We start from the raw sequence: 24,065 nt of genomic DNA, 5'->3' as shown, positions 1-24,065 counted from the left end.
ATGTATTTGTGAAACCCGAGTGTTTCGTTTGCCCTTTTCGTGGCAAGTGGGTGGCCGCTCGCTCCCCATATTAAGGAAAGGTATGTATTCAACACTGCGTAAGGCATTGTTCGCGCTCGATCCCGAGCGAGCCCACCATTTCTCACTGGATGCGATCGGGGCCGCCGAGCGTCTCGGTCTGATGTCGCTGTTCAAAAAGCCCATAGCGCATGACCCCGTGGAGTTGATGGGGCTGACATTACCCAACCCCGTGGGACTGGCTGCGGGGCTGGACAAGAATGCGCAGGCATTCAACGGATTGGGTGCACTGGGCTTTGGTTTTATCGAAGTGGGGACCGTGACCCCACGCCCGCAGCCAGGCAACCCACAACCGCGCCTGTTCCGTGTGGAGGAGGCTGGTGCCCTTATCAACCGTATGGGGTTTAATAACCTCGGTGTCGATTACCTTGTACAGCGGGTGCGGCATCGCCGCTACAAGGGGGTACTGGGCATCAATGTGGGCAAGAACTTTGATACCCCGGTTGAGAGAGCGGCGGACGACTACTGCCTGTGCATGGAAAAAGTCTATCCCTTTGCGGATTACATCACAGCCAATGTGTCCTCTCCCAATACGCGCGGTTTGCGAGATCTGCAGTTTGGCGAAAGCCTGAAACGTCTGCTGGAACGTATCAAAGACAAGCAACTGCAGCTGGCGCAAAAGAGTGACCGCTATGTGCCCGTGGCGGTAAAGATTGCCCCAGATTTGGAGGGGGAGGTCATCGCGCAGATTGCCGAGGTGTTGTGCGAGTACAGTGTCGATGGTGTCATCGCGACCAATACCACCATCGATAAGTCTTCGGTCGCCAAGCTACCCTATGGAAGCGAGGAGGGCGGTCTCAGCGGTAAGCCGCTACGGGAGCGCTCGACCCAGGTTATTGCGCAATTGTCCCAGGCGCTGGACAAGCGGATCCCGATTGTTGGTGTGGGCGGTATTTTTGATGGGGACAGCGCGGTGGATAAAATTCGTGCCGGTGCCACTGCGGTGCAGATCTACACCGGGTTTATCTATCGGGGCCCGGCGCTCATTCGCGCTGCCGCGGAGGCCCTTGCCCTGGAGCGCCGTCACTCAGTTGGCGGTGAGTCCCAATAAGTCTGGTTGCACATGGACAGCCGCCGTTGAAAAAGCATTGGTATGTATTGCAGAGCGCCATATCAAAAGCACTCTGCGCTTGTTGGCCCTGAGCAGGGACCGGGAGAGGTCATGGGTTGTCGTTAAGGGCTAAATGGTACTCCAGCCGTCCGGGTACTGGATGTCGGTGGAAACAGCGCTATAAATCTCCAATTTTTGCGCCTTAGTGGTTCTGTCAAAGCCATTCCAGTAGTCTTCCCGCCCTTCACGCCAGCCGTTGACCCATTCCTGGTGGGCATCACTTTCCACAAAGGGGCAACTGTCAATGGACTTGTTGTTCAGTGCAGCTAAATAACCCCGGTAGAATGCCCTGTCGGTGTGATTGCGTTTTTGGCGTTTCATTGTATAAGGCACCTCTGTTCGTAGATGTACCGGTGGCAGCGCGGTATGATGGATACGCTTTACAGTTATATTGCACCGTTTGTTTAAGCTTAGTGAATCTTTCCCGCAGGTGACCGCGCGCTTTCCTTTCCGCCTCCTATTGCAAGAATACTGTCGGGTTTGCCCAATCGGAAAACTCTGGACAGGCCATTTGAACGCTACGGGTGGGGCGGGAAAATCCCACATGACTCCACAGACATGGCGCCAATCGGTGCGTTTAGCGTGGGTTGAGACGGCACAGGGGACATCGCGACGGCGGCGGAGTGACCCTCCGCTTGTGACCGGTTTCGAGGGTGGCTGTGCATGTCAGGAGTACGGGTGCCGGTAGGTGCTCACTGGTTCTAAGTCTCTGAGGGCGGCATCGTTTCTCTCATCGATGCGCACCGGGCGGGGTAAGAAAATCGGCGTCTAACAAGCCCCGGGAGACGTGAAATGTCCCCTTCTGGAGGGGGAAATTGGGTAAATATGTTGACTGATTTACAGATAGAAGCATTAAAGTTCACTGCCACCTGCCCCAAAGGGCTTGAAAGTCTGCTCGCCCAGGAGCTGCGGACTCTCGGTGCGGATGGATTGCAGGAGCAGCCCGCGGCGGTGCACTTTTGCGGCTCTTTAGCCCTGGCCTACCGCTGTTGTCTCTGGAGCCGCCTCGCCAACCGTATCCTGGCGCGCCTGGATCAGGTGCGTATAGGCGGTGCCGAAGATCTTTATCGAGCAGTTGCCGCTCAGCCCTGGGAGCAGCATATACAGCCGTCTGGCAAGCTCTGGCTACAGTTCTCCGGCACCAATCGTGAGATTCGCAACAGTCAATTCGGTGCACAGAAGGCAAAAGATGCAATTGTCGATCGCCTGCGCCGTCAGACCGGTGCGAGACCGACCATTGTCAAGCACAATCCCGATTTGACCGTGGCGTTGCGATTACAGCGGGAAAAACTGGATATCGCGATTGATCTCAGTGGTGACAGCCTGCATAAACGCGGCTACCGCACCCAAATTGGCGCTGCACCATTAAAGGAGAATCTCGCCGCCGCGCTCTTGCTGCGCGCCCAGTGGCCACGGATTGCCGCAGAGGGCGGTGCATTGCTGGACCCCATGTGTGGCTCGGGCACCATTTTGATTGAAGCGGCCTTGATGGCGGCGGATATCGCCCCGGGCTTGTTTCGCGAGCAATTTGGTTTTGAGTCCTGGCTCAATCACCAGAGCGATATCTGGAATCACTTGCGTGAGGAAGCCCTGCAGCGCCGCGCTGCTGGCCTGGAGAAAGATTTACCCGAAATTCGCGGTTATGATGCGGATGCCAGGGTGCTTTTTGCGGCCGAAGCCAATATTGCCAGGGCGGGACTGGAACGCCGGGTTCGAGTGCGTTGTCGTTCCGTAGCCGCTTTCAAAGTCCCGAGCCACAGGGCAGTCAAGCCGGGCCTAGTGTTGACCAATCCTCCCTACGGTGAGCGTTTGGGAGATCAGGAAGCCCTGCGGGAAACCTACGCGGAGTTGGGGCGCCAGCTGAAAGTGGAATTTCCAGGCTGGCAGGTGGGTATTTTTACGGGCAACCCAGAGCTTGGCTATTCCACCGGGCTGCGCTCCCACAAGCACTACCAACTGTACAATGGCAGTATTCCCAGCCAATTGTTATTGTTCCGGGTGCATCAACTGAATGCGCCGGGACAATCGGCTGACAAAGAGCGCAAACTATCCGTAGAAGCGGAAATGGTGGCCAACCGCCTGCGTAAGAATCTGCGCACGACTGGCAAATGGGCCGATAGGAACGGTGTCGATTGTTATCGCCTCTACGATGCCGATCTGCCGGAATATTCTGCTGCAGTGGATTTGTACAGAACCAGTAGTGGTACGCTGTATGTCCATCTGCAGGAGTACCGCCCACCGGCCAGTATTGATGAGGGTAAAGCGCGTAATCGCCTGCGCGACCTGATGCGTGCTGTGCAAACTGTCCTGGACTTGCCGCGGGCAAAGATCAGTATCAAGGAGCGGCGCCGTCACAGTCACAAGAGTGGGCAGAAGGGCGGTGGCCAGTATCAAAAGCAGGCGGAAGCTGGAACCGCTTTGCGAGTGAAGGAGTACGGTGCTGAGTTCGAAGTGGATTTGTGGCGTTATCTCGATACCGGACTGTTTCTCGACCACCGTCCGGTGCGCAAGTACATTCGCGAGTTAGCCTCCGGCAAAACATTTCTCAATTTATTCTGCTACACCGCCAGTGCGACAGTGCAGGCCGCCCTGGGGGGCTGTGTGCGGAGTACCAGTGTGGACATGTCCAGAACGTATCAGTCCTGGGCCGCACGCAATTTTCGCGCGAATACTATGGACCCTTACCGGCACCAACTGGTGGAAGCGGACTGCCTTCGGTGGCTTGCCTCAGCCCAGCAAAATCGCAAAGGACAGTACGATTTGATCTTCCTCGACCCCCCCACCTTTTCCAATTCTGTCAAAATGCGCAGGGTACTGGATATACAGCGCGATCACGCAACGCTGATTCACCAGTGCATGACGTTGCTGGCCCCCGGTGGCAGACTGGTGTTTTCAAATAATTTGCGCAGTTTCAAAATGGATGGGGAGATTGACAAAGCCTACCGGGTAAAGCCGCTGCAATTGCTGGACAGGGATTTTCACAGAAACCCGAGGATTCACAATGTCTGGGAATTGTGCGCAGGGGAATAGACCCGATGCGCTTCGAGGCTCAACCCTTAAGTCAGCGGGCCGGCTGAAACATCAAAAATATCCCGGCAGGGACACGCTTTACTCGAGTTCCATAACCACCCGAAAACCGAGATCCCGCAAGCGGCTATCATCGCTGAGGCCCTTGCGATAATCCGCACTGATCTTGCTGGAGGTGTCCCGCATAGAGCCACCGCGCACGCTGTGCAATTTACAGTTCGCTATCCGCAGCGGGTTTGCATCGGTGCGGCTACTGTCATAACCGGGCTGGTAGCAGTCCTGCACCCATTCGGCGACGTTACCCGCGGTATCGTAGAGTCCGAAGGGGTTGGCCGGGTAGTGACCCACGGGTGCAGTGGTGACACGGAAGAGGCTGTTGAATTCGCTATTGCATCCCCGCCGGCAATTGGCCTTGCCGCGCGCATCATCGCCCCCCCACCAGAAAGGCTCTGCAACACCTGCGCGGGCCGCGTACTCCCATTCCGCTTCAGTGGCCAGGCGGTAGCGCTGGCGGGTTTCTGAGGATAGCCACTGCACGTACCCTTGGGCATCCTCCCAGCTGACATGGATAACGGGCCTGTCTCCGCGCCCCCAGCCGGCGTCGTCCGGCAGAGCACGACCGGTGGCCAGAGCAAAACGATCATACTCATCAAAGGTAATTTCATGGGTTGAAATGGCAAAAGCACGGGTGATTGCCACCTTGTGGGCCGGACTGCTGAAAGAGCGCCGGTTATTGCCCATGGTAAACCTGCCCGCTTCGATCACAATCATCTGTGGCCCCCAGCCCCCGGATGGGAGTTTCGAGCGGATTTTTTTCCCGGCAAAGTAAGCCCGCTCCAGCGCAAGCGATAGTGTGAGGTCACTATCTTTGATATCGACCCAGCGGCGCACCTTGTTAAAGCCGGGCTTGCTGATTTCCAGGTCGTATTTTCCCGACTTTAGTTTGATGCCCGGCTGATAGCGGGGTGCAATATTCATAATGCGCACACGGGCGTCTTGCGGCGATGTCTTCACATTCAGGGCATAGGTGGGTGGGGCTTTGGGAATCTCGGATAACGCAGCCTGGATGGTCCCGGAGGCACTTTTCGTTGTCTCCGGGCTCAATGGGGTTGTTGTGGCCGTTTTGTCCATGCCGCTGCCGGGGCTTCGCGGAGGCCCGCCACTTTCTGCAAGCGCAACGGGTTTTGTGGTTATATTTTCCCCGCCCTCTGTTGCCCCTAAAGCGGTCGTTTGGGTTTCACTGGCGGGATTCTTATCAGGTATTGAATCGGGAGTGGGCAATAATGCGGCTGCCTGACCCGACAGGACCCCGGCGGTAAAGCGGCTGGCGCTGTCGAGGAGCGGGAGGCCGCTGCGCCATTGGGCTTTGGCGCTGATCAGGCTGAACAGACTCCAGGTGAGGAACAGGGAGAGGGCCATGAGTCCGCCGGCCAGCCAGGGGCGTTTGTGTTTTGCGGGTTCACGCAGCAGCTGGTGCAGGCGCACGAGAGTGTCCCGTTCTGTTTGTGTTCGCTGTGGCTGCTCGGGGTGTTTTCTGCCTCGTTTCAGGACCCGCACAATCCGCTCGCTGACGCTGCTGTACAAGGTGAGCAACAGGGCGCGGGTGAGGCTGTAAATCCCAACGGAGGCATTGTTGAGCTGGCTGATTTGGCTGCTGGGCTTACCCGCCAGGGTAGCAACCCATTGGTCCACGGCATCACTCACATCCAGTCCGCGCTGAAACCGTTTGTCCGGGTCCTTCGCCAGAAAGCGGTCTATCAGTGGCTGGTAAATGGCGTTGCGCGACGGCAGCCGCGGGATAGGGCCGGTCAGATGCTTGATGGCAATGGCCACCGCTTCCTCGGCTTGATAGGGCACGGCACCGGTCAGCATTTCATAGAAGACCACCCCGAGACTGTAGAGGTCGGCGCGACCGTCAATGGCGGCTCCCCGTGCCTGCTCGGGGCTCATGTAGTGGGGGGTTCCCACTACCATGCCGCTATTGGTCATGCGGGTGGTGCGCGCGACCGCCCGCGCGACCCCGAAATCGCTGAGTACGGCGGAGCCGTCCTCCCGCAACAGGATATTCTCGGGTTTGAGATCGCGATGTACATAGCCCTTGCTGTGGGCGTGATCCAGTGCCATGGCGATTTGCCGCACGACATTCAGGGCTTCCAGCGGCGCCATAGGGCCTTTTTCAAGCCGTTCTGACACCGAGCCTCCCGGCATATAATCCATGGCAATATAATTTAGGCTGCGGTAGCGACCAATATCGTGGATGCCGACAATATTGGGGTGGGAGAGCTGCCCGACGATATTGGCCTCGCGCTGGAATCGCTCACTGAAGACCGGGTCTGCATTCAAAACCGGCGACATCACCTTGAGGGCCACCTGGCGGCCCACACTCCGCTGGATTGCCAGGTACACCGTGGACATGCCGCCCTGATTGATTTTTTTGAGGATACGATAGCCCGGAATTTGCAGGGATGAACTACCGCTGGTGACGACTTCCATGGTGAGCGGGTCCTGTTAAAGCAGCTTGGGAAGCCCGATGATTGCCATCGTGACTGCGGCTACCACAAGAAGTGCTGCAAACACCCGCTTCGACAGCCCCTGGAGCTGCTTGAATGGCGGTTTGTTGTGAACAGCTCGGGAGTGTGCGTCCGAAGTTGAGCAGAGGGCAGGTGCCCGGGGTGGGGCATCGATAATTTGTACGGTAATGTTATCTCTGCCGCCGGCATCGAGTGCGGCCCCGATCAGTAAATCCACCGCGCGATGATTGTCGGTATTTTCTGCCAGTATTTGCGCAATCTTCTCATTGGGCACTTCGGTGCAGAGGCCATCACTGCACAGCAACAGTTTTTGCCCTGCAGCCCATTGGTAGGAAACCCGGTCTATTTCCAGGTTTGGGTTTGTACTGCCGCCGATACAGCGGGTAATAACATGCCGGTTGGGGTGGCTGGCCGCCTCTTCAGGATTGATGGCACCGGAATCCATTAACATCTGAACGTAGGAGTGGTCATTGGTCAGCTGACTGAGTTCGCCGCCCCTGCCGCCTGGTGTCCACCGATAGGCCCGGCTGTCTCCCACCCAATAGATACGGAAGTAGTCGCCCTCCTCGGCCAGAACGACTGCGGTGGAGCCCATGTTGGCCGTGCAGTGTTCATCTCCAAGGAGCAGGGTATGGGCCTTTCGCAGCGCCTGTTCGTAGTGGCGGTCAGTCGCTGCAGATTGCTGAACCTCTTCGACAACCGTTTTGCTGGCAAGCTCGCCGGCATGGTGTCCGCCCAGACCATCGGCAACCACCCAAATCCCTTTCTGTTCATCGGCCCAGTAGGCATCTTCATTCTGTTCACGCCGGTAGCCGGGATGGGTGGCGCCGGCACTGCGCGTGGCGCCTTGCATGCACTGAACAACTCCGCTTTGCCGCGACACTTTGGCTTCACTCACTGGCGTGTAACTACCTGTACTCTGTGATGATCATTGTATAGGAGATAGCCAGCCCGGCAGAAGCCGGCCCTCCTCCAGTGGCGCGGCAAATATACTTTATGTAACCCCACCTACTGCACTCAAGTGGCCATCATCGCACCTTGCGGATACTAGACCTTCGCTTCATTGTATGCTGCAAACCCAATCACACGCTAATGGTATTACCCATGTTAAACTCAACTTTAACAATAAAACTGAGCGTTTCGGCAGCTTTTTACCAGTGGTCTTCTCAGCCTGGAAACCCGGCAGGTCTTCCATTCCTATGGGGTTGCCGCCCTGGAAATGCCGGTGCAATGTGCGCAGTTGCGCGTATTTCAGGCGCCTGCGCCAGCCCGGCCCTGGTTTATTAACCCGGCAAGGCATTGGTTCGATTGCCAGGTTAAGCGTCGAGCGTTTTATCTCCTGGATGAGGCCTGTTTTTTAATTCCCTTTAGGTTGAGGAGCGACGTCAATGCTCAAACTTTGCGACGTGAAGGACCCAGGTCAAAGTATCTGGCTGGTTTCACCGGGCGTGACCGTAGGGCGGGCCCAGAGTTGCGATCTGTGTCTGCCCGATGACTCTGTGGCCAAGTTGCACCTGAAAATTGCTGTAAAAAAAGAGCATCAACTGATGCTCGACAGTGTCTGCGCCGGCTCCCAGGTTCTGGTCAATGGGCAGGCTGTGACAATGCCGCATCGGTTGTGGCTGAATGACCAGCTGACAGTTGGTACCCGTATACTGAGAATTGTCGATCCGAAAGTGACCAGGCTCAAAGCGGCACCTGCGAAAAGTGTTGCCTGGGCCTTAAGAGCAAACCACCGGGCCATTGCCGGGAAAGTGTTTGCTGTGAAAGCGGGTTCGGTGGTGGGGCGTTCGGAAGAGTGCGATATCACCTTTTCCCTGTCTCATTTATCGCGCCGCCACGCGCGTCTGGAAGTGCGCGAAGGGTTGTTATTTGTAATCGATCTCGGTTCGGCCAATGGTACTTATGTCAATAATCGCCGGGTTGCGGAGAGTCGTGTACGTCGCGGTGACGAGCTGCGTTTCGATACCTTGTGCTTTACCGTTGTCGGCCCCGCGGATGATATTGACAGAACTGCAGTGCGTCCCGCAGTTTCCATGGCTGAAGTGGCGCGATCGGAGGGGGCAGTCAGCACAGGAGCGGTTGCAGAGGATACCACCGGGCCTTCTGCTATTGCCAATGGTCATGTCCTGTCGGGCGCTGGTGCTGTTGGCGTTTCCGGAGCGCGCAAGACCCCAGCGCGCACCTGGGTGGTGGCCCTGCTGCTGGGTGTGAGTGCCGCAGGTCTTTACTGGGCGGACTCGCAGGGACTTTTCGGATGAAAGGCGCAACCGAACTCATACTCTATACGACACTTGGGTGCAGTCTGTGTGAAAAGGCAAAAGTGGAAATCTGGCCCCTTCTGCCCCGGTTTGGTTTGCGATTGCGCGAAGTGGATATCGCCGATGACGATCAATTACTCGAACGCTTCCGGTTGATGATTCCCGCAGTGGGGCTCGGCGATCCTGAAGAGGTCTGCCCCTGGCCCTTTGACCGGTCGCAGCTGCAAGCGTGGTTGGCCGAGAGATTGGGGTAGTTAGAGTTTGCCTGTGGCTTCATTCTCCTTTAGTAACTGTAATCTGGCACCGTTGCGGTAGGCGTAAATGACCGTGTATGCCAGCACATTTTGAACATAGGTGCGTGTTTCGCTGTAGGGAATGGTTTCTATCCAGACGTCGTAGGGCAGGCGTTTGCGGGTCTTCCTCAGCCAATTCGCCACTCGGGATGGCCCCGCATTGTAGGCTGCTGCAGCTAGGATGCGGTTGTTGTCGAAGCGGTTGAGCAGGGTGCTCAGGTAGAAACTGCCGAGGGCGATATTGGTGCCGGGACTCAACAGGTCCCAACTGCGGCGGAAGGGCACCCCGGAGCGGCGCGCGGTGTCGCGGGCTGTGGAGGGCAATAGCTGCATAATCCCCAGAGCACCGGAGCTGGATTTGGCATCGTGACTGAAATGGCTCTCCTGACGTGCGACCGCGTAAATCATATAGGGGTCCAGTGGCGAACTCTGCCTGCCCACCCGTTCACTGACATTGTGAATGATCTCTGCGAAGGCCAGTGGGAAGCGCAGCTCCAGATCGTCCAGATAGTTTGCGGCCAACACGGACTGGATGGACTTGTGATACCAGCCCCAGTTGCTCGCCACCTTACCTGCGGCCAGTAATTCCTCGGGAGTCATATCCCGGGTGGCGTAATTCCACTCCCTGCGCGCATGAAAGAATTCACCCATGGCCTGTAATTCACGCGCTCTCTGAAAGGCCGGGCGGCGCGCTATGGTTTGAACCTGCTCGGTCGTGATCGGCGCGGGCCTGTGAACAAAGCTGTAGTGTTGCCCCAGTGCATCTGCGGCGAGAAAGCCGTAGTAGCTGCGTTTCTGTGCCAGTTGTCGGTAGAGGTGTGCAGAGACCCCGGTGTGTGACTCGCCGTAGAGCTCGTCCAGTGAGCGGGCTTTCCAATAGAGCCAGCGGTCGAGTTGCTGCTTGGCTGGCGGTAGTCGGTCGATCCAGAAGGCAACCTGTTCCCAATCCAACTCGCGCAGGAACTGGCGTGCCAGCCACTCGATGCTGTGCCCATTTCTGATCGCGCGACCCCGCCCAAGCCGCAACAATCCCGGCATATTCTCCTGTCGCGCAAATTGCCGCGCCAGGTGGTGCAACAGTGTCTCCTGTTCGGTATCGCTGAAGAGAAAACTGGCGCTATAGCGCTGCCAGGCCTGTTCGGCGCTGGCTGCGTCCTGTCGCGCCAATCGATGAAGGCCGTACAGGATAATTTCCCGGTTCTGCTGGAGGCCGTCCAAAAAGCGGGAATAGTTGAGTAGCAGCTCGGGGGTTTTGTGTACTTGGCGCAAGCGTGCTGACAGCTCCTTGTAGGGCGCCTTCATTTTCCTGGCAATATAGGTGGCCAGTGCCGGATTACCCTCTTTGAGTGCGAGCAGATGGCGTCTCCAAATCAGCTTCTGGGTAAGTCCACCGTCCTGCCTCCAGCGGGCAAAAACGGGGTCGCATTCCTCCACCTGGGAATGCCCCACCAGCCAAAGCTGCCTTGCCAGCCGGTAGGCTTGTGCCCTGTCCCCATGACGGGACAGGGCATCGGCATAATAACAGCGCAAGGCAGTGCGGTTTTGTGGCTTCGGCCGGTAGTATTTCAGATAGGCTTTAAACTGGCCCCGACTGCCCAATTGCATCAGGAGTTGTATGCGCATCCAGTCGCCAATGGCGGTATTTTCATTCTCGGTGAGAAACCGGTTTATTTCCGCCATGGGCAGCTGCGGCAGATTTTTATGAATGATCCAATAGTCCAGATAGGGGGCCAGAGGATAGTCCTTGAGTTCGGATTTCAGTTTTTTAAGCTGGTGTGGGTGGTTGTGGCCGATGGCGAGCCGTGCCCTGCGCAGTTTCTGGCGATAGACAATAACCTCTTCGCCCGGGATTGCCGCTGACTGCTCCGAAGGCGGCGCCTGTTGCTGGGCCTTGCACGGGGCAATCAGGCAGACACAGATCATCAAGAGAGGGGAGAGCAGGGCAATCTCCCTTGTGTCGGTCCACATCTCATTTATCCCGATATTGGGTGCATCCTCGCCAGTATGCGGGAGAGCACGATAAAAATGCTAAAATAGCGGATTTTTCACAGGGCCCGTAGTATTGAGTTCGCGTTTTCATTTGGCGGGAATGCAATCCGGGTTTGTTAAGTGTAGTGCGTGTTTATGTTGCTTCTATTGGATGGGGTCAGTCTTCGCTACGGGACCCAAGTACTTGCTGAGAAAGTCAGCGCAAAAATCGAGCGTGGTGATCGCATTTGCCTTGCGGGGCGCAATGGGGAGGGTAAATCCAGTTTGCTGCGCCTGATTGCCGGGCAGGCCGACCCCGACGAGGGTGAGGTTGTTCGCGCCAGCGGCATGGTGATGGCGATGCTGGAACAGGCCCTGCCGTCGGGTTGTAATGAATCCGTCTATGCCTATGTCGCAGGTGGACTGGGTGAGATCGGCGCCGTATTGGCGGGCTACCGGGATAATCCCGCTGCCGAGCTGCAGGCGCAACTGGAAGCTGCGCAGGGCTGGGGCCTGCTGCCGCGTGTCAGTGGGGTATTGGACCGTCTCGGCCTCGATGGCGATGGGCGGGTTGAGGCGCTCTCCGGTGGCTGGCAGCGCCGCGCGGCACTTGCCCGCGCACTGGTAACGGAGCCGGACCTTTTGATCCTCGACGAGCCCACCAATCATCTGGACATTGCTGCGGTGGAGTGGCTTGAGGACTTCCTTGCCGACTATCGTGGCGCCCTGTTATTTGTGAGCCACGACCGTGCGCTGGCCCGGCGTCTGTCCCGCACAGTTTGGGACTTGGACCGGGGCCATTTGCGCGCCTTTCGCTGTCAGTTCGAGCGCTATCAGGAGGAAAAGGAAAAACTGTTGGAGGAGGAGGCCAGAACTGAGGCGCTATTCGACAGGAAACTGGCCCGGGAGGAAGCTTGGATTCGCCAGGGTATCAAGGCCCGCCGCACCCGCAACGAGGGGCGAGTCCGCGCCCTGCAAGGGCTCAGGCGTCAACGGGAGGCGCGCAGGCGCCAGCAGGGCATTGCGAGAATTTCTGTCGACAGCGGGGAGAGGTCCGGCAAGTTGGTGGCGGAGCTGACCGATGCCACGTTTGCTTATCCCGGCGAGAAACCGCTGATTCGTGATCTCTCCTTCAGCTTGATGCGCGGTGACAAGATCGGCCTGATCGGCCCCAATGGCGCGGGCAAGAGTACCCTGATTCGCTTGCTGCTGGGAGATTTGCAGCCCCAGTGTGGCCGTGTGCGCCTGGGGACCAAGCAACAGATAGCCTACTTTGATCAGCACCGTGACCAGTTGAATCCCGATTTAACGGTGTTGGATAATGTGACCGGGGGCCGCGATTCGGTACTTGTTGGTGGTAAGAGCCGCCACGCAATGTCCTATCTGTCTGATTTTTTGTTCAGTGGTGCCAAGGCGCGCACCCGGGTTGGCGCCCTGAGTGGTGGCGAACGCAATCGTGCTCTGTTGGCTAAGCTGTTCAGTCTGCCCGCTAATATTCTGGTACTCGACGAACCCACCAACGACCTGGATGCGGAAACCCTGGAGTTGCTGGAGAAATTGTTGCTGGACTTCAGCGGTACCGTCCTGTTGGTGAGTCATGATCGCGCCTTTTTGGACAATGTGGTGGGCGCCTGCCTGGCTTTTGAAGGGAATGGCTACATTCGCGAGTATGTGGGAGGTTATGACGATTTTATTCGCCAGGGGGGCAGCTTCGCAGCGGGGACCAAAGCGGAAAAGATCACCGAGACCACGCCCTCCCCCAAACCCGCGGATAGGGCGAAGTCGCGGGATCAAAAAAAGAAGCTCGGCTACAAGTTGCAACGAGAGCTGGACAGCCTGCCTGAGTTGATTGAAGGGCTGGAAGAGGCAATCGGCGCTTTGCAAGCGGAGGTTGCTGATCCCGCTTTTTTCCGCCAACAGCCGTCTTTGGTGCAGGGGCGGTTGGGTTTGCTCACAGAAAAGCAAGCGCAGTTGGAGGCCGCTTTTGAGCGTTGGTCTGAACTCGAAGGCGGGGGCGGCTGAGCGTGTTTCTGGCGATTGAGGGCGGTGGTTATGCCAACCTTAAACTGCCCCCCTGATCAGCTACTTATCTTCCAGGTGCACGCGGATTGCCAGCACATCGCATTTGGCCCCGTGTAACACCCCATTGGCCGTTGAGCCCAGCAACAGGGCCAGGCCGTGGCGGCCGTGGCTGCCGATGACGATCAGGTCTGCCCCCAGGTCCCCGGCCAGGCGGTGTATTTCGGTAGACGGCTGGCCGAGAATGACATGTTGTCGTTCGGTGGGAATATTCAGCGCATGTGCGGCCTTGCGCAGCTGTTCTTTGGCCTGGGTTTGCAACTGATCCTGTACTTCGGAGAGGTCCATAGGGATATCTCCGCCATAGGCAAAAGTCAAAGGCTCTATGGCATGCACCAAACTCATCTCAGCGCCGAATGCCCCGGCAAGTGCTGCGGCTTTTTTCAGTACCTGAGAGGATTCCTTGGAGAGATCAAGGCCGACCAAAATTCGTTGATATTCCGCCATAATGTGCTTTCTCCCGTCTCTATTATTGACTTTGTGAATACACCCTTTCGACAGCCATTTTCAGTCTACCGTAAAAAAACTGTTTGACACAGATCATACGAAACAGCACACAATGGCGGTTTTTGTCTATTGATCAGGTGGGCGGTTATGTCGGAATGGGTGCCAGTGATCATTATTGCCCTCGTCATTGGACTGGTACTGGGGCCGGTGATGTGGCTGAAACCCAACCGGCGAGACCGCCAGTTGGCGGACATGCGCAGCCGGGCTGCACGGGCGGGCATTACTGTGCAGATTCAGGCCCTTCCGGCCCCCGCTGGCAGGGGGACTGCCGCCGTCTATTCCCATCCGTGGCGGGATCGCAAAGGGCTGCAGGTCGGCTGGAGTTTACAGCGCCAGCGGGTGGCGCACGAGTTGAATTTTGCCGGGTGTTGGGATTGGGGTAGCGCTCGGGCGGCTCCCCAATCCGCCTGGCATCATCTGCATCAATTGCTGGAAAAAGTGCCAGTGGATACCGATGCAGTCGTAGCCACCGATGTGGGGTTGGGCATCCAGTGGCGGGAAACTGGTGGGGGACAGGCCTTTGCAAAACTGTTATCGGCACTGGCTGAATTCAGTCCGCTGATAGAGGGGGTCATACGCAAACCGAGTCCGGCAAGGCCTCCGGTAGATTAGCCTGATGGGCTCGATAGCGTGAAGAGGAGACAGGCGCTATGCCTCTTTTCCAGTCCTTTATCGGGTGGACATTTTTGTTGTTTGGCACAGAAAATTGTCAGCTCTGCTTGACCGCGCAGTGACTGGAGCTTATATATTCGCGCAGCGCAAGCCTGCACTCACGGCTTGCCGGGCCTCAAACAGCAGTAAATTTTTATTTTAAATCAGAGAGTTATGGGTAAATCACTGGTCATCGTTGAATCACCGGCCAAAGCAAAAACCATCAACAAATACCTCGGCAAGGACTTTGTGGTTAAGTCCAGCGTTGGCCATATTCGCGATTTGCCCACAGGTGGGGGCCGCAAACAGCCTGTTGATGCAAAGGCTCGGGCGCGGCGCGCGGCAGAAACCCGCAAGCTCTCCCCGGAGGCGAAAGCGGCTTACAAGCGCAAAAAGAGTCACGAGCAGCTGATCAAGCGCATGGGCATAGACCCGGATCACGGCTGGCTGGCACATTATGAAATTCTGCCAGGCAAGGAAAAAGTCGTCAGCGAATTGCGCAAGCTTGCTGAAAACGCTGACCATATCTACCTAGCGACAGATTTGGATCGCGAGGGGGAGGCAATCGCCTGGCATTTGCGCGAGGCCATCGGCGGTGATGACGATCGCTATCGCCGGGTGGTCTTTAACGAAATTACCAAGTCCGCGATTCAGGGTGCCTTCAAAGACCCCGGGCGCCTGAATATCAACCGGGTGAATGCCCAGCAGGCACGGCGGTTTCTCGACCGTATTGTCGGGTATATGGTATCGCCGCTACTTTGGGAAAAAGTGGCCAGGGGATTGTCCGCAGGACGCGTGCAGTCTGTGGCCGTACGTCTCGTAGTGGAGCGGGAACGGGAGATCCGCGCCTTTATCCCGGAAGAGTACTGGACTCTGTTTGCCGACACAAAAACCGATCAAGCCGACAAGCTGCGCCTTGAGGTCAAAAAGCAGGCCGGTCAGGTATTCCGTCCCGTCAATGAGGCCCAGACGAATGGTGCCACGCGACAGTTGGAGTCCAGTACATTCGTTGTTAGCGGGCGGGACGACAAGCCGACCAGCTCCAAACCCGGAGCCCCGTTTATCACCTCGACACTGCAGCAAGCGGCGAGTAATCGCCTCGGTTTCGGTGTGAAGAAGACCATGACCCTGGCTCAGCGTCTGTATGAAGCGGGGCACATTACCTACATGCGTACCGATTCCACCAACCTCAGTGGGGAGGCAGTGGAATCTGCGCGGGAATATATCGGCGAGCACTACGGCGATAAGTACCTGCCAGGAGTGCCTAACACCTACAGCAGCAAGACGGGTGCCCAGGAGGCCCACGAGGCCATTCGACCCTCCGATGTACGCATGGGCCCGAATATGCTATCCGGGGTAGAGCGCGATGCGGAAAGGCTCTACAACCTGATCTGGCAACAGTTTGTCGCCTGCCAGATGACACCTGCACAATTTACCTCTACCTCCATCGTGGTCAGCGCCGGTGAATTTGAACTGCGCGCACGGGGCCGGGTTATCCGCTTTGATGGTTTCCTCAAAGTGGCGCCTTCTGGGGGCAAAAAGGAGGAGGATCTGGTGCTGCCGGACGTCAAAGTCGGCGACAGGCTCGCACTGCAGAAATTGGACCCGAGACAGCATTTCACCAAACCGCCTGCGCGCTTTAGCGAAGCGGCCCTGGTTAGGGAATTGGAAAAACGCGGCATTGGTCGGCCCTCCACCTATGCATCGATTATTTCCACCATTCAGGACCGCGGTTATGCGCGCCTGGAAAACCGGCGTTTCTACGCGGAAAAGATGGGCGATATTGTTACTGATCGCCTCAGCGAAAGCTTCAAAAATCTGATGGACTTCGGGTTTACCGCGAGCCTGGAAGAGTCCTTGGATGCGGTGGCCGAAGGGGAGAAAGGTTGGAAACAGTTGCTCGATGAGTTCTATCGGGACTTTTCCGCTCGCCTGGAAAAGGCGCAGTCTGCCGAGGCGGGCATGCGCCGCAATACCCCGACCGATACGGATATCACCTGTAGCAAATGCGGACGTCATATGCAGATTCGCACCGGTTCCACTGGGGTATTTCTGGGCTGTTCCGGCTATGCTCTGCCGCCCAAGGAGCGCTGCGTCAATACCATGAACCTGGTGTCCGGCGATGAGGCGGTTGATGCGGACACGGATGAGGAAGCGGAATCCCGCCTTCTACGCGAGAAGCGTCGTTGTGCCAAATGCGGCACGGCCATGGACAGCTACCTGCTGGACGAACACCGCAAACTCCATATCTGTGGCAACAATCCGGATTGTAACGGCTACGAAATTGAGCAGGGCACCTTTAAGATCAAAGGCTACGATGGTCCGATCATCGAGTGCGACAAGTGCGGCAGTGATATGCAGCTGAAGTCCGGTCGCTTTGGTAAGTACTTCGGCTGTACCAATGAAGCTTGTAAAAACACCCGCAAGTTATTGAAAAGTGGCCAGCCGGCGCCACCAAAAATGGACCCGGTGCCCATGCCGGAGTTGTCGTGCTTGAAAGTGGATGACCACTATATCCTGCGTGACGGTGCCAGCGGGCTTTTCCTGGCGGCCAGCCAGTTTCCAAAAAAACGCGAGACACGCGCCCCTCTGGTCAAAGAGCTGCTGCCTCACAAGAGCGAAATCGACCCCAAGTACAGCTTCCTCTTCTCGGCCCCGCTCAAAGACAATGAAGGGCGGGACACTGTAGTCCGTTTCAGTCGCAAGATGCAGCAGCAATATGTGCAATCTGAGGAGGAGGGCAAAGCGACGGGATGGCGTGCTTTCTATCGTGAAGGCGCTTGGCGGGTGGAGACCGGCAGTAAAAGCACCACTGCCAGACGTAAACCCCCGCGCAAGAAAGCAGTTCAGGGCAGCCAATGACGACTCTCTATACGGGGTTGGTTGTCTCTGCACTGCGCAAATGTCAGCTGTTGTTACAGAGGACCGGCGAATCTGACTTGCAAAGCAGGGCCCTGGAAGAGGCGGCCCTGTTTCAGTTATGGAAAGCCTACAGGGCTTTCCTCGCTGAGCTGGCAATCCAATTGCAATTGGGTTTCGAGCCTGAGTCTTTGCAAGTAATCCTGGATAGTCTTGAAAGCCAGGGAGTGGTCAGCAGTGAGGCCAGGGAATTGTCCTTGCTCAGCGCTGATCCCGATAGTTGGTTAAGTAAACTGCTTCAAGCTTGGAAGCAGCTGCAACAACTTGCCCCCGGGCCCACTAGGGAATCCGTGCGGAAAGGGGCAAACCTGATCCCACTGCACAGTATTGCCTTCCCCGCATCTAACGCGATTTCCGCTGAAATACTACTAGAGTGGCACAGTGCCCTGAGTGAATTGGTGCGCAGGCAGCGCGCCAATTTGGAGGAGTGTTAAGGGTACCTGTGTACCATTTGCTCCGCCGGCTGCGCCCACTGAAACTTATAAATAGCCTGTGGTACACTGGGCGGAAATTGATTTGTGGTGAAGGAAAAGCAAATGTCCTCCGAAACTTTTGAGATTATTGAACTGGCCAATGGCGACGTGGCATTGCGTCGTAGTGGCCACAAGGAGGACCCTCTGGTGAGTATTCATTTCTCAGACGAGAGTCTCCAGTTTATGAGAAAGCATAAGGTGGCTATTGCCCGCGCTATGCTGGAAGCGGGCATTGAGGCTGTGCATAATCTGGATGACCTGGAGCCTGGTTACCTTGAGGAAGACGAGGAGGCACTGCCGGTTAACCATACGATCCACTGATCGAGCGGTTACCCAGGGGAGTTTCAACAGCGGCCAGTGGCCGCTGTTTTCGTTTCAGGCGTGAAAAATTAGGGGGTTTGACGAATAACGCCCACGGCCAACCCTTCAATCACAAAGTTGTTGTCCCGCATATCCACCCGAAGGATGTCAAAGTCCTCGTTTTCAGGCAGCAACTGCACCGCCGCCTGGTTGCCTTTGCGGCGGAAACGTTTAACGGTTACCTCGTCGTCAATGCGCGCCACGACAATTTGTCCATTCCTGACCTGTTCGGTTTTTTGTACCGCAAGCAGATCACCGTCGAGTATGCCCGCATCGCGCATACTCATCCCGTGTACCCGAAGCAGGTAGTCTGCAGGGGGGCGGAAGAAGTTGGCGGGAAGGTTGCAATAGTCCTCGATGTGTTCTGCCGCGAGAATAGGGTGACCCGCGGCAACACGACCAATGATGGGAAGGCCGGATTGGTGGTCGGGAATCCGAATGCCGCGGGAGGCGCCAGCGACCATCTCAATGGCTCCTTTGCGCGCCAGAGCCTTGAGGTGCTCTTCGGCGGCATTGGGTGATCGGAATCCCAGCTCTTGGGCAATTTCCGCCCGGGTCGGCGGATAACCTGTTTCAACCAAATAGGCTTTGATCAGCTCCAATACTTGGGTTTGTCGGGCGGTGAGATTGGTCATAGGGTTACCTGAAGTTCTGTATTTTTATACAGTTGCTGGGATTATATACAGAATTGATGTTCTTGCAATCCCAATGCACCCCCGTTCTATATGCTGCTACATTGGTTATGCAGACAGGGAATGAACACGATTGTTGAAAGGCCTGACAGAGAGGGAATAATGCTGGATGCAAAAATGGCCGAGGCATGGCGGGTGCTGCGCATACAGTCGGAGTTGGTAGATGGCATTGAACGCCTGATCGCACTCAGTGGTGCGGTTACGGTTTTTGGTGGTGCGCGCTTTACAGAGAATAGCTCTGAATACCAGCAGGGCGTGAAACTGGGTGAGCTATTGGCAGCAGAGGGTATTTCGGTTATCACCGGTGGGGGACCGGGTTTGATGGAGGCGTGTAATCGTGGTGCTTTTGACCTGCCGGGTACTTCGATCGGTTTGAATATCGAGCTTCCCTTTGAGCAAACGGCCAACCCCTATCAGGATATCAGTTTGAATTTTCGTTATTTCTTTGTGCGTAAATTTATGTTTGTCAAGCATGCTGTGGGGTTTGTGGGGCTGCCGGGAGGTTACGGCACCTTGGACGAATTATTCGAGGCACTAACTTTGGTGCAAACGCAAAAAGTACGGCGTTTTCCCATTGTACTAGTGGATAGGCACTACTGGAGTGGCCTCTACAACTGGCTAGTGGATACGGTTTTGGAGCGAAATTGCATTGATGCAGGAGATCTGGACTTGTTCCACATCGTAGAGACAGTAGAGGAGGCGGCAGAGCTGATACTGCATTATATGCGACCTCAGGGGTGACCGGAGTTTTTCCCTGTGTGCCGCGCCTACCTTCCCTTCGTATTTTAGCCCGCAGAGGAAACCGCACTATCAGGATCTATTGGTCAAGATCTGTTGGATAGACGCTTTTGAAAAACCGGCACAAAGGCACAGACTGCCTTTATTGTGTGATTGTGTGACTCGCACCGGCCTGGGCCTGGCGGCAGCACCCTCTCGCATCGCAATGACCCGGCAATCTAGAGTAGGGCGGGCTAGCCATAACTAAGCCAACCACACCTGCTCCTAGGGGAGTGGTACGTCTCAACATAGCTTTCCTAACCAATACGCACTGTGGCCACGGCCTCGATGATTGATCGGGGACTTGGGGGGGGTAGAACAAGGTGTCACCGGTGCGATGGTGGAATGTGCTAGTCTGGCCAGAATCAAACACCTGTTTTAAATTTTGGTCTAATGCTTATGAGCCATACGGACACCGTTAGCCGCATACTGGACGCCGCAGAGGTTCTGTTTGCGGAGCGCGGCTTTACCGAGACATCCCTTAGGACAATCACCAGCACGGCCGGGGTTAATCTGGCCGCGGTCAACTATCACTTTGGTTCAAAGAAAGCATTGATTCAGGCGGTATTTGAACGTTTTTTAACCCCGTTCACTTGCGCGCTGGAGTCAGAGCTGGACAGGCGGGCTGCATCTGGACTGCCCCTGCATGTGGAAGACCTGTTGGGGAGTCTCTACCGGGTGGGGCTCGGCAGTCTCAGTGAAAATGGCCTCGACCCCCAGCGTTTCATGCGCCTTTTAGGGTTGGCCTATACGCAGTTCCAGGGGCATTTGCGCCGTTTCATCGTGTCCCGATATGGCGATAGCTATCGCCGTTTTGCCGGCCTGTTGGCAGGAGCCCTCCCCGGGGTGGACCCTGTCACTTTCTACTGGCGCCTGTACTTTATGTTGGGTGCGACCATCTTTACGTTGTCGAGTTTCGATGCCATAGAGGCTATCCTGAGGGAGGATTTTGGTGCGCAGAGCAGTTTGCCGGAGACTCTGGAGCGACTGGTGCCAGCTGCCACTGCCATGCTCAAGGTTGTTGCGAAATAGCCTCTGACAGAGGTGTTCAGGCGGCGGAACTATTCGAGGAGCTTATTATGTCTGCACCGCTGGGGCCGGTTATGGTCGATATTGAGGGGCTTGAGCTTTCCGGTGAGGATTGCGAGTTGCTGAGACATCCGCTTGTGGGGGGAGTGATTTTTTTCGCGCGCAACTATCACAACCGGGTCCAGTTGCAGGAGCTGATTACTGCAATCCGCACGGTGCGTCCGGAGTTGCTGTTGGCTGTCGATCAGGAAGGGGGCAGAGTCCAGCGTTTTCGCGATGAATTTACCCGGCTGCCATCCCTGCAGGCCCTGTCCGCGCGAGCCTCACAGGAGCAGCTGCGGGATGTGGGCTGGCTGCTGGCGGCAGAATTGCTGACAGTTGGGGTGGATTTCAGTTTTGCGCCGGTTTTGGACGCAGATGACCAACGCAGTCGGGTCATTGGTGACCGCAGCTTTTGCGCAGACCCCAAGCGCCTGACCGCATTTGTACGCCCGTTTATCCAGGGCATGCGGGAGGCGGGCATGGCGGCGACCGGCAAGCATTTTCCAGGCCACGGCCATGTGCTTGAGGACAGCCATAGGGAATTGCCCGAGGATGGGCGCACCCTGGATCAGGTGATGGAGTCCGATGCCTTGCCATTTATTGACTGTATTGGTACCGCAGAGTTGGATGCAGTTATGCCGGCCCATATTCATTTCGTGAATATTGATAGCCGACCTGTGGGCTTTTCCCGCTACTGGCTACAGGATATCCTGCGGGGACGCCTCGGCTTTGGCGGGGTTATTATCAGCGATGATCTGTCTATGAACGGTGCTGCTGTCATTGGCGGCTATGGGGAGAGAATCCGAGCTGCCCTGGAGGCCGGCTGCGATATGGGGGTAGTGTGCAACAGTCGTGAGGGCGCCCTGGAGGCGCTCGCCGCCCTGCGGGACTTTGTGCCGCATTCAGAATCCCGTGCGCGTCTGAGTGCCATGCGCGGCAGGCCCTCTATCACTACTTGGTCTGAACTGGAAACCAATGCCCGTTGGCACAGAACGCGCGACTGGCTCTTATCCTGGCACCATTAGTAGAGAGGGGAGGCAGTTGGGCTGTATGGTTGTTAAACGTAGGGGATGTTAGTGGAATCCGTAGAGCACTTGCTTTTGTCCTGGTTGGGCGAGAATCGCGCCTGGATCGTGATTGTCTTCCTGTTCGTACTGATTGCGGCACTGGCTGCCTGGATGTATGGCCGTTTCGTCATGCGGCTGGCGGCTCGGGCTGAAAAGACAGAGAACCCTTGGGATGATGCCCTGGTGCGGGCACTGTCGCCCCCGGGGCAGGTTTTGGTGTGGTTGCTGGGACTGACGTTTGCGGCACAGTATGCGGAACAGGCCACCGGTGCGGAAATCTTCTCTGTAGCAGAACCGATGCGGGAGATAGGGCTTATCCTGGTTCTGGCCTGGTTTGCCTGGCGTTTCTCCCACAGTACCGAGTGCAATCTGAGTAATCCGCGCTATATCGGCAAGCCGATGGATGCAACCACGGTACGTGCGATCGGTAAGCTTGTCAGGGCCTCCATAGCCATTACCTCAGGCATTGTAATTATGCAGTTCCTGGGCTACAGCGTGAGTGGCCTGCTGGCTTTCGGTGGAATCGGCGGACTGGCGGTAGGTTTCGCGGCCAAGGATTTGTTGGCAAATTTTTTCGGTGGCCTGATGATCTACCTGGACCGCCCCTTTGCGGTGGGGGACTGGATACGCTCACCAGATAAGGAGATTGAGGGCACAGTCGAGGATATCGGTTGGCGCCTTACCCGGATACGTACCTTCGATCTGCGCCCGGTCTATGTGCCCAATAGTGTTTTTACCCAGATTGCGGTAGAAAACCCTTCACGCATGCTAAATCGGAGGATTTTCGAAACCATCGGAATCCGTTATGAAGATGCGCATTTGATGGCGTCGATTGTTTCAGATGTAAGGGCAATGTTACAGCGGCACCCAGAAATAGATGCCAATCGAACACTGATCGTTAACTTCAACAGCTTCGCCGCCTCATCGCTGGATTTCTTTGTGTATACGTTTACGCGAACGACAGACTGGATCCGTTTTCACGAGATAAAACAGGAGGTTTTATTATCAATCTTAAGGATTGTCGAGGGTCATGGAGCCTCCTGTGCATTTCCTACGTCTACCTTACATATTGCCGATATTCCTTCATTAACAAGGGAGCCTGTGTGTGACAGCCCACCGCAAGTGTAATAAGGTACAAGTGAGTCATATAGATACTGCCCTTTGCCAAGCTTTTGACGGTTAATTACGCATATCGGTACAAACCTAGTATCTATTTCACATAGAAAACTAGACACTGGCGCTGTTTTATCTAAAAATCAGTTTACGTTCGCTGGATATCTGTCCAAAGGATGATTCAAGACAGCATTCTGCATGGTGCAGTCTGTTAATAATAGGGTGGCGTTTGTCCCTCTTTACGTATGGGGTAATAGAGGTGGGCGCAATAACAATAATGAGGTTGTCTCAATGAGTGATCGCGTTACAGGTACTGTGAAGTGGTTTAATAACGCAAGGGGTTATGGCTTCATCACCTGTGGAGAAGGAACTGAAGATATTTTTGTTCACTACCGTAGCATCCGCGGCGAGGGTTATAAGACCCTTAATGAGGGGCAGGCGGTTGAGTTCGAAATGCAACAAGGTGACAAAGGACTGCTGGCGGAAGATGTTGTTCCCTGTGAGTGATTTCCGGATTGCTCGTTGAAAGAACTGTTGTCGTGCGGGGTTGGGTGATTGTTAGCTGCCAGCTCTGCCAGCGCCTCTAGAAAAGCGGGTCTTTCGACCCGCTTTTCTAATTTCGTTCGTTATCATACAGACTGGCTCGCTTGGCAATCCAATGCATGAGCGTATAAATAGGATGAGTGGCGCGCTGCCGCCGGGCCTGGGAATACTGGCGTAACTTACATTGCTGTTGGTATTCAAGGGGTGGCAGCCAGGCGGAGCTGCTCGCCATAGCGTTTATTGATGTTGTGAATAATTGGGTGCAGAGGCTTTCGTATATTCGTTTTTTTTTCGCTTTCACAGTATTTTTTGGCAATGGTGGCAAACCGGGACATAGCGTGAATCAAACAGGTATCCGGCCGGTCAGTGTCTTTTGAATACAATGGTATGAGTCCTGGTGGTTGGTATCCACGATGAACTGGGTAGTAAAAGCAGCTGCCCGTTATGCTCTTCTTCGACATGGAAGTCGAGGGTGTTCAAAACTCTGTGTCAGCCAAGTAGCCTCATAGGCTGATATATTTCTCCAGGCGATCCGGGAAGTGAA

Annotated in this window: 20 protein-coding genes; 14 read left to right on the top strand and 6 right to left on the bottom strand. The window is 56.0% G+C overall.

Annotation, left to right across the window (positions count from 1 at the left end):
• Positions 1-82 precede the first annotated feature (82 nt).
• The gene (locus tag Q1A48_RS09685; protein WP_299944110.1) at positions 83-1,129 is read left to right on the top strand and encodes a quinone-dependent dihydroorotate dehydrogenase; all 1,047 of its coding nucleotides are present in this window, start codon (positions 83-85) and stop codon (positions 1,127-1,129) included.
• Between the two features lie 129 nt (positions 1,130-1,258).
• Here Q1A48_RS09685 and Q1A48_RS09680 read toward each other — a convergent pair whose 3' ends face one another.
• Positions 1,259-1,510, bottom strand: coding sequence for a ribosome modulation factor (locus Q1A48_RS09680; protein ID WP_299944107.1), 252 nt, complete (start codon positions 1,508-1,510; stop codon positions 1,259-1,261).
• Between the two features lie 504 nt (positions 1,511-2,014).
• Here Q1A48_RS09680 and rlmKL point away from each other — a divergent pair.
• Positions 2,015-4,219, top strand: coding sequence for a bifunctional 23S rRNA (guanine(2069)-N(7))-methyltransferase RlmK/23S rRNA (guanine(2445)-N(2))-methyltransferase RlmL (rlmKL, locus tag Q1A48_RS09675; RefSeq protein WP_299944104.1), 2,205 nt, complete (start codon positions 2,015-2,017; stop codon positions 4,217-4,219).
• A 78-nt stretch (positions 4,220-4,297) separates the two neighbouring features.
• On the opposite strand, the gene Q1A48_RS09670 is transcribed toward rlmKL, so the two are convergent.
• Both Q1A48_RS09670 and Q1A48_RS09665 read right to left on the bottom strand, forming a co-directional pair.
• On the bottom strand, positions 4,298-6,709 hold the full coding sequence (locus tag Q1A48_RS09670) for a bifunctional serine/threonine-protein kinase/formylglycine-generating enzyme family protein (RefSeq protein ID WP_299944101.1): 2,412 nt from the start codon (positions 6,707-6,709) through the stop codon (positions 4,298-4,300).
• Between the two features lie 15 nt (positions 6,710-6,724).
• Positions 6,725-7,600, bottom strand: coding sequence for a protein phosphatase 2C domain-containing protein (locus Q1A48_RS09665; protein ID WP_299944099.1), 876 nt, complete (start codon positions 7,598-7,600; stop codon positions 6,725-6,727).
• A 535-nt stretch (positions 7,601-8,135) separates the two neighbouring features.
• Between Q1A48_RS09665 and Q1A48_RS09660 the strand changes: the two genes are divergently transcribed.
• Positions 8,136-9,008 carry an FHA domain-containing protein gene (locus Q1A48_RS09660; RefSeq protein ID WP_299944096.1) on the top strand — a complete coding sequence of 291 codons (873 nt, stop codon included), beginning with the start codon at positions 8,136-8,138 and terminating at the stop codon, positions 9,006-9,008.
• A complete protein-coding gene (locus Q1A48_RS09655; RefSeq protein ID WP_299944093.1) occupies positions 9,005-9,262 on the top strand; it encodes a glutaredoxin family protein in 258 nt (85 codons plus the stop codon). Before Q1A48_RS09660 ends, Q1A48_RS09655 begins: the two co-directional genes overlap by 4 nt.
• Here the strand turns inward: Q1A48_RS09655 and Q1A48_RS09650 are convergent, their stop codons facing one another.
• Positions 9,263-11,269: a transglycosylase SLT domain-containing protein gene (locus tag Q1A48_RS09650; RefSeq protein ID WP_299944090.1), complete on the bottom strand. Its 2,007-nt coding sequence runs from the start codon at positions 11,267-11,269 to the stop codon at positions 9,263-9,265.
• Positions 11,270-11,425: 156 nt separating this feature from the next.
• On the opposite strand from Q1A48_RS09650, the gene Q1A48_RS09645 reads away from it, so the two are divergent.
• Entirely contained in the window at positions 11,426-13,291 is a 1,866-nt protein-coding gene (locus Q1A48_RS09645; protein ID WP_299944087.1) for an ATP-binding cassette domain-containing protein, read from the top strand.
• 60 nt (positions 13,292-13,351) lie between these two features.
• Here Q1A48_RS09645 and Q1A48_RS09640 read toward each other — a convergent pair whose 3' ends face one another.
• A complete protein-coding gene (locus Q1A48_RS09640) occupies positions 13,352-13,795 on the bottom strand; it encodes a universal stress protein (RefSeq protein WP_299944084.1) in 444 nt (147 codons plus the stop codon).
• A gap of 147 nt (positions 13,796-13,942) precedes the next feature.
• Here Q1A48_RS09640 and Q1A48_RS09635 point away from each other — a divergent pair, with 147 nt between their 5' ends.
• From Q1A48_RS09635 to Q1A48_RS09620, 4 genes are all read left to right on the top strand, one after another.
• Entirely contained in the window at positions 13,943-14,467 is a 525-nt protein-coding gene (locus tag Q1A48_RS09635; protein WP_299944082.1) for a hypothetical protein, read from the top strand.
• 213 nt (positions 14,468-14,680) lie between these two features.
• Complete coding sequence (topA, locus tag Q1A48_RS09630; RefSeq protein ID WP_299944079.1) at positions 14,681-17,368, top strand: type I DNA topoisomerase; 2,688 nt, start codon at positions 14,681-14,683, stop codon at positions 17,366-17,368.
• Positions 17,365-17,859, top strand: coding sequence for a DUF6586 family protein (locus Q1A48_RS09625; protein ID WP_299944077.1), 495 nt, complete (start codon positions 17,365-17,367; stop codon positions 17,857-17,859). The genes topA and Q1A48_RS09625 overlap by 4 nt, the downstream gene beginning before the upstream one ends.
• Positions 17,860-17,961: 102 nt before the next feature.
• A complete protein-coding gene (locus Q1A48_RS09620) occupies positions 17,962-18,219 on the top strand; it encodes a hypothetical protein (RefSeq protein WP_299944074.1) in 258 nt (85 codons plus the stop codon).
• A gap of 68 nt (positions 18,220-18,287) precedes the next feature.
• Here the strand turns inward: Q1A48_RS09620 and lexA are convergent, their stop codons facing one another.
• Entirely contained in the window at positions 18,288-18,893 is a 606-nt protein-coding gene (gene lexA / locus Q1A48_RS09615; protein WP_299944071.1) for a transcriptional repressor LexA, read from the bottom strand.
• A 159-nt stretch (positions 18,894-19,052) separates the two neighbouring features.
• Between lexA and Q1A48_RS09610 the strand changes: the two genes are divergently transcribed.
• The 5 genes from Q1A48_RS09610 (at position 19,053) to Q1A48_RS09590 (ending at position 23,485) form a co-directional block, all read left to right on the top strand.
• The gene (locus tag Q1A48_RS09610; RefSeq protein ID WP_299944068.1) at positions 19,053-19,691 is read left to right on the top strand and encodes a TIGR00730 family Rossman fold protein; all 639 of its coding nucleotides are present in this window, start codon (positions 19,053-19,055) and stop codon (positions 19,689-19,691) included.
• A gap of 435 nt (positions 19,692-20,126) precedes the next feature.
• Complete coding sequence (locus Q1A48_RS09605; protein WP_299944065.1) at positions 20,127-20,759, top strand: TetR/AcrR family transcriptional regulator; 633 nt, start codon at positions 20,127-20,129, stop codon at positions 20,757-20,759.
• Between the two features lie 47 nt (positions 20,760-20,806).
• Positions 20,807-21,823 (top strand): beta-N-acetylhexosaminidase, encoded by a 1,017-nt coding sequence (nagZ, locus tag Q1A48_RS09600; protein ID WP_299944063.1) that lies wholly within the window; start codon positions 20,807-20,809, stop codon positions 21,821-21,823.
• A gap of 45 nt (positions 21,824-21,868) precedes the next feature.
• Entirely contained in the window at positions 21,869-22,993 is a 1,125-nt protein-coding gene (locus tag Q1A48_RS09595; RefSeq protein ID WP_299944061.1) for a mechanosensitive ion channel family protein, read from the top strand.
• A 276-nt stretch (positions 22,994-23,269) separates the two neighbouring features.
• Positions 23,270-23,485 (top strand): cold shock domain-containing protein, encoded by a 216-nt coding sequence (locus Q1A48_RS09590; protein ID WP_020413094.1) that lies wholly within the window; start codon positions 23,270-23,272, stop codon positions 23,483-23,485.
• Positions 23,486-24,065 lie beyond the last annotated feature (580 nt).

The sequence above is a fragment of the uncultured Microbulbifer sp. genome, assembly GCF_947489355.1.
GTDB lineage: Bacteria > Pseudomonadota > Gammaproteobacteria > Pseudomonadales > Cellvibrionaceae > Microbulbifer.
Note: the sequence above shows the minus strand (reverse complement) of the source record. Positions and strands in the feature narration are given on the sequence as shown.

Coding starts and splice junctions, on each gene's coding strand:
- Q1A48_RS09685 (WP_299944110.1), top strand. CDS start 83: ATGTATTCAACACTGCGTAAGGCATTGTTCGCGCTCGATCCCGAGCGA.
- Q1A48_RS09680 (WP_299944107.1), bottom strand. CDS start 1,510: ATGAAACGCCAAAAACGCAATCACACCGACAGGGCATTCTACCGGGGT.
- rlmKL (WP_299944104.1), top strand. CDS start 2,015: ATGTTGACTGATTTACAGATAGAAGCATTAAAGTTCACTGCCACCTGC.
- Q1A48_RS09670 (WP_299944101.1), bottom strand. CDS start 6,709: ATGGAAGTCGTCACCAGCGGTAGTTCATCCCTGCAAATTCCGGGCTAT.
- Q1A48_RS09665 (WP_299944099.1), bottom strand. CDS start 7,600: ATGCAAGGCGCCACGCGCAGTGCCGGCGCCACCCATCCCGGCTACCGG.
- Q1A48_RS09660 (WP_299944096.1), top strand. CDS start 8,136: ATGCTCAAACTTTGCGACGTGAAGGACCCAGGTCAAAGTATCTGGCTG.
- Q1A48_RS09655 (WP_299944093.1), top strand. CDS start 9,005: ATGAAAGGCGCAACCGAACTCATACTCTATACGACACTTGGGTGCAGT.
- Q1A48_RS09650 (WP_299944090.1), bottom strand. CDS start 11,269: ATGTGGACCGACACAAGGGAGATTGCCCTGCTCTCCCCTCTCTTGATG.
- Q1A48_RS09645 (WP_299944087.1), top strand. CDS start 11,426: ATGTTGCTTCTATTGGATGGGGTCAGTCTTCGCTACGGGACCCAAGTA.
- Q1A48_RS09640 (WP_299944084.1), bottom strand. CDS start 13,795: ATGGCGGAATATCAACGAATTTTGGTCGGCCTTGATCTCTCCAAGGAA.
- Q1A48_RS09635 (WP_299944082.1), top strand. CDS start 13,943: ATGTCGGAATGGGTGCCAGTGATCATTATTGCCCTCGTCATTGGACTG.
- topA (WP_299944079.1), top strand. CDS start 14,681: ATGGGTAAATCACTGGTCATCGTTGAATCACCGGCCAAAGCAAAAACC.
- Q1A48_RS09625 (WP_299944077.1), top strand. CDS start 17,365: ATGACGACTCTCTATACGGGGTTGGTTGTCTCTGCACTGCGCAAATGT.
- Q1A48_RS09620 (WP_299944074.1), top strand. CDS start 17,962: ATGTCCTCCGAAACTTTTGAGATTATTGAACTGGCCAATGGCGACGTG.
- lexA (WP_299944071.1), bottom strand. CDS start 18,893: ATGACCAATCTCACCGCCCGACAAACCCAAGTATTGGAGCTGATCAAA.
- Q1A48_RS09610 (WP_299944068.1), top strand. CDS start 19,053: ATGCTGGATGCAAAAATGGCCGAGGCATGGCGGGTGCTGCGCATACAG.
- Q1A48_RS09605 (WP_299944065.1), top strand. CDS start 20,127: ATGAGCCATACGGACACCGTTAGCCGCATACTGGACGCCGCAGAGGTT.
- nagZ (WP_299944063.1), top strand. CDS start 20,807: ATGTCTGCACCGCTGGGGCCGGTTATGGTCGATATTGAGGGGCTTGAG.
- Q1A48_RS09595 (WP_299944061.1), top strand. CDS start 21,869: ATGTTAGTGGAATCCGTAGAGCACTTGCTTTTGTCCTGGTTGGGCGAG.
- Q1A48_RS09590 (WP_020413094.1), top strand. CDS start 23,270: ATGAGTGATCGCGTTACAGGTACTGTGAAGTGGTTTAATAACGCAAGG.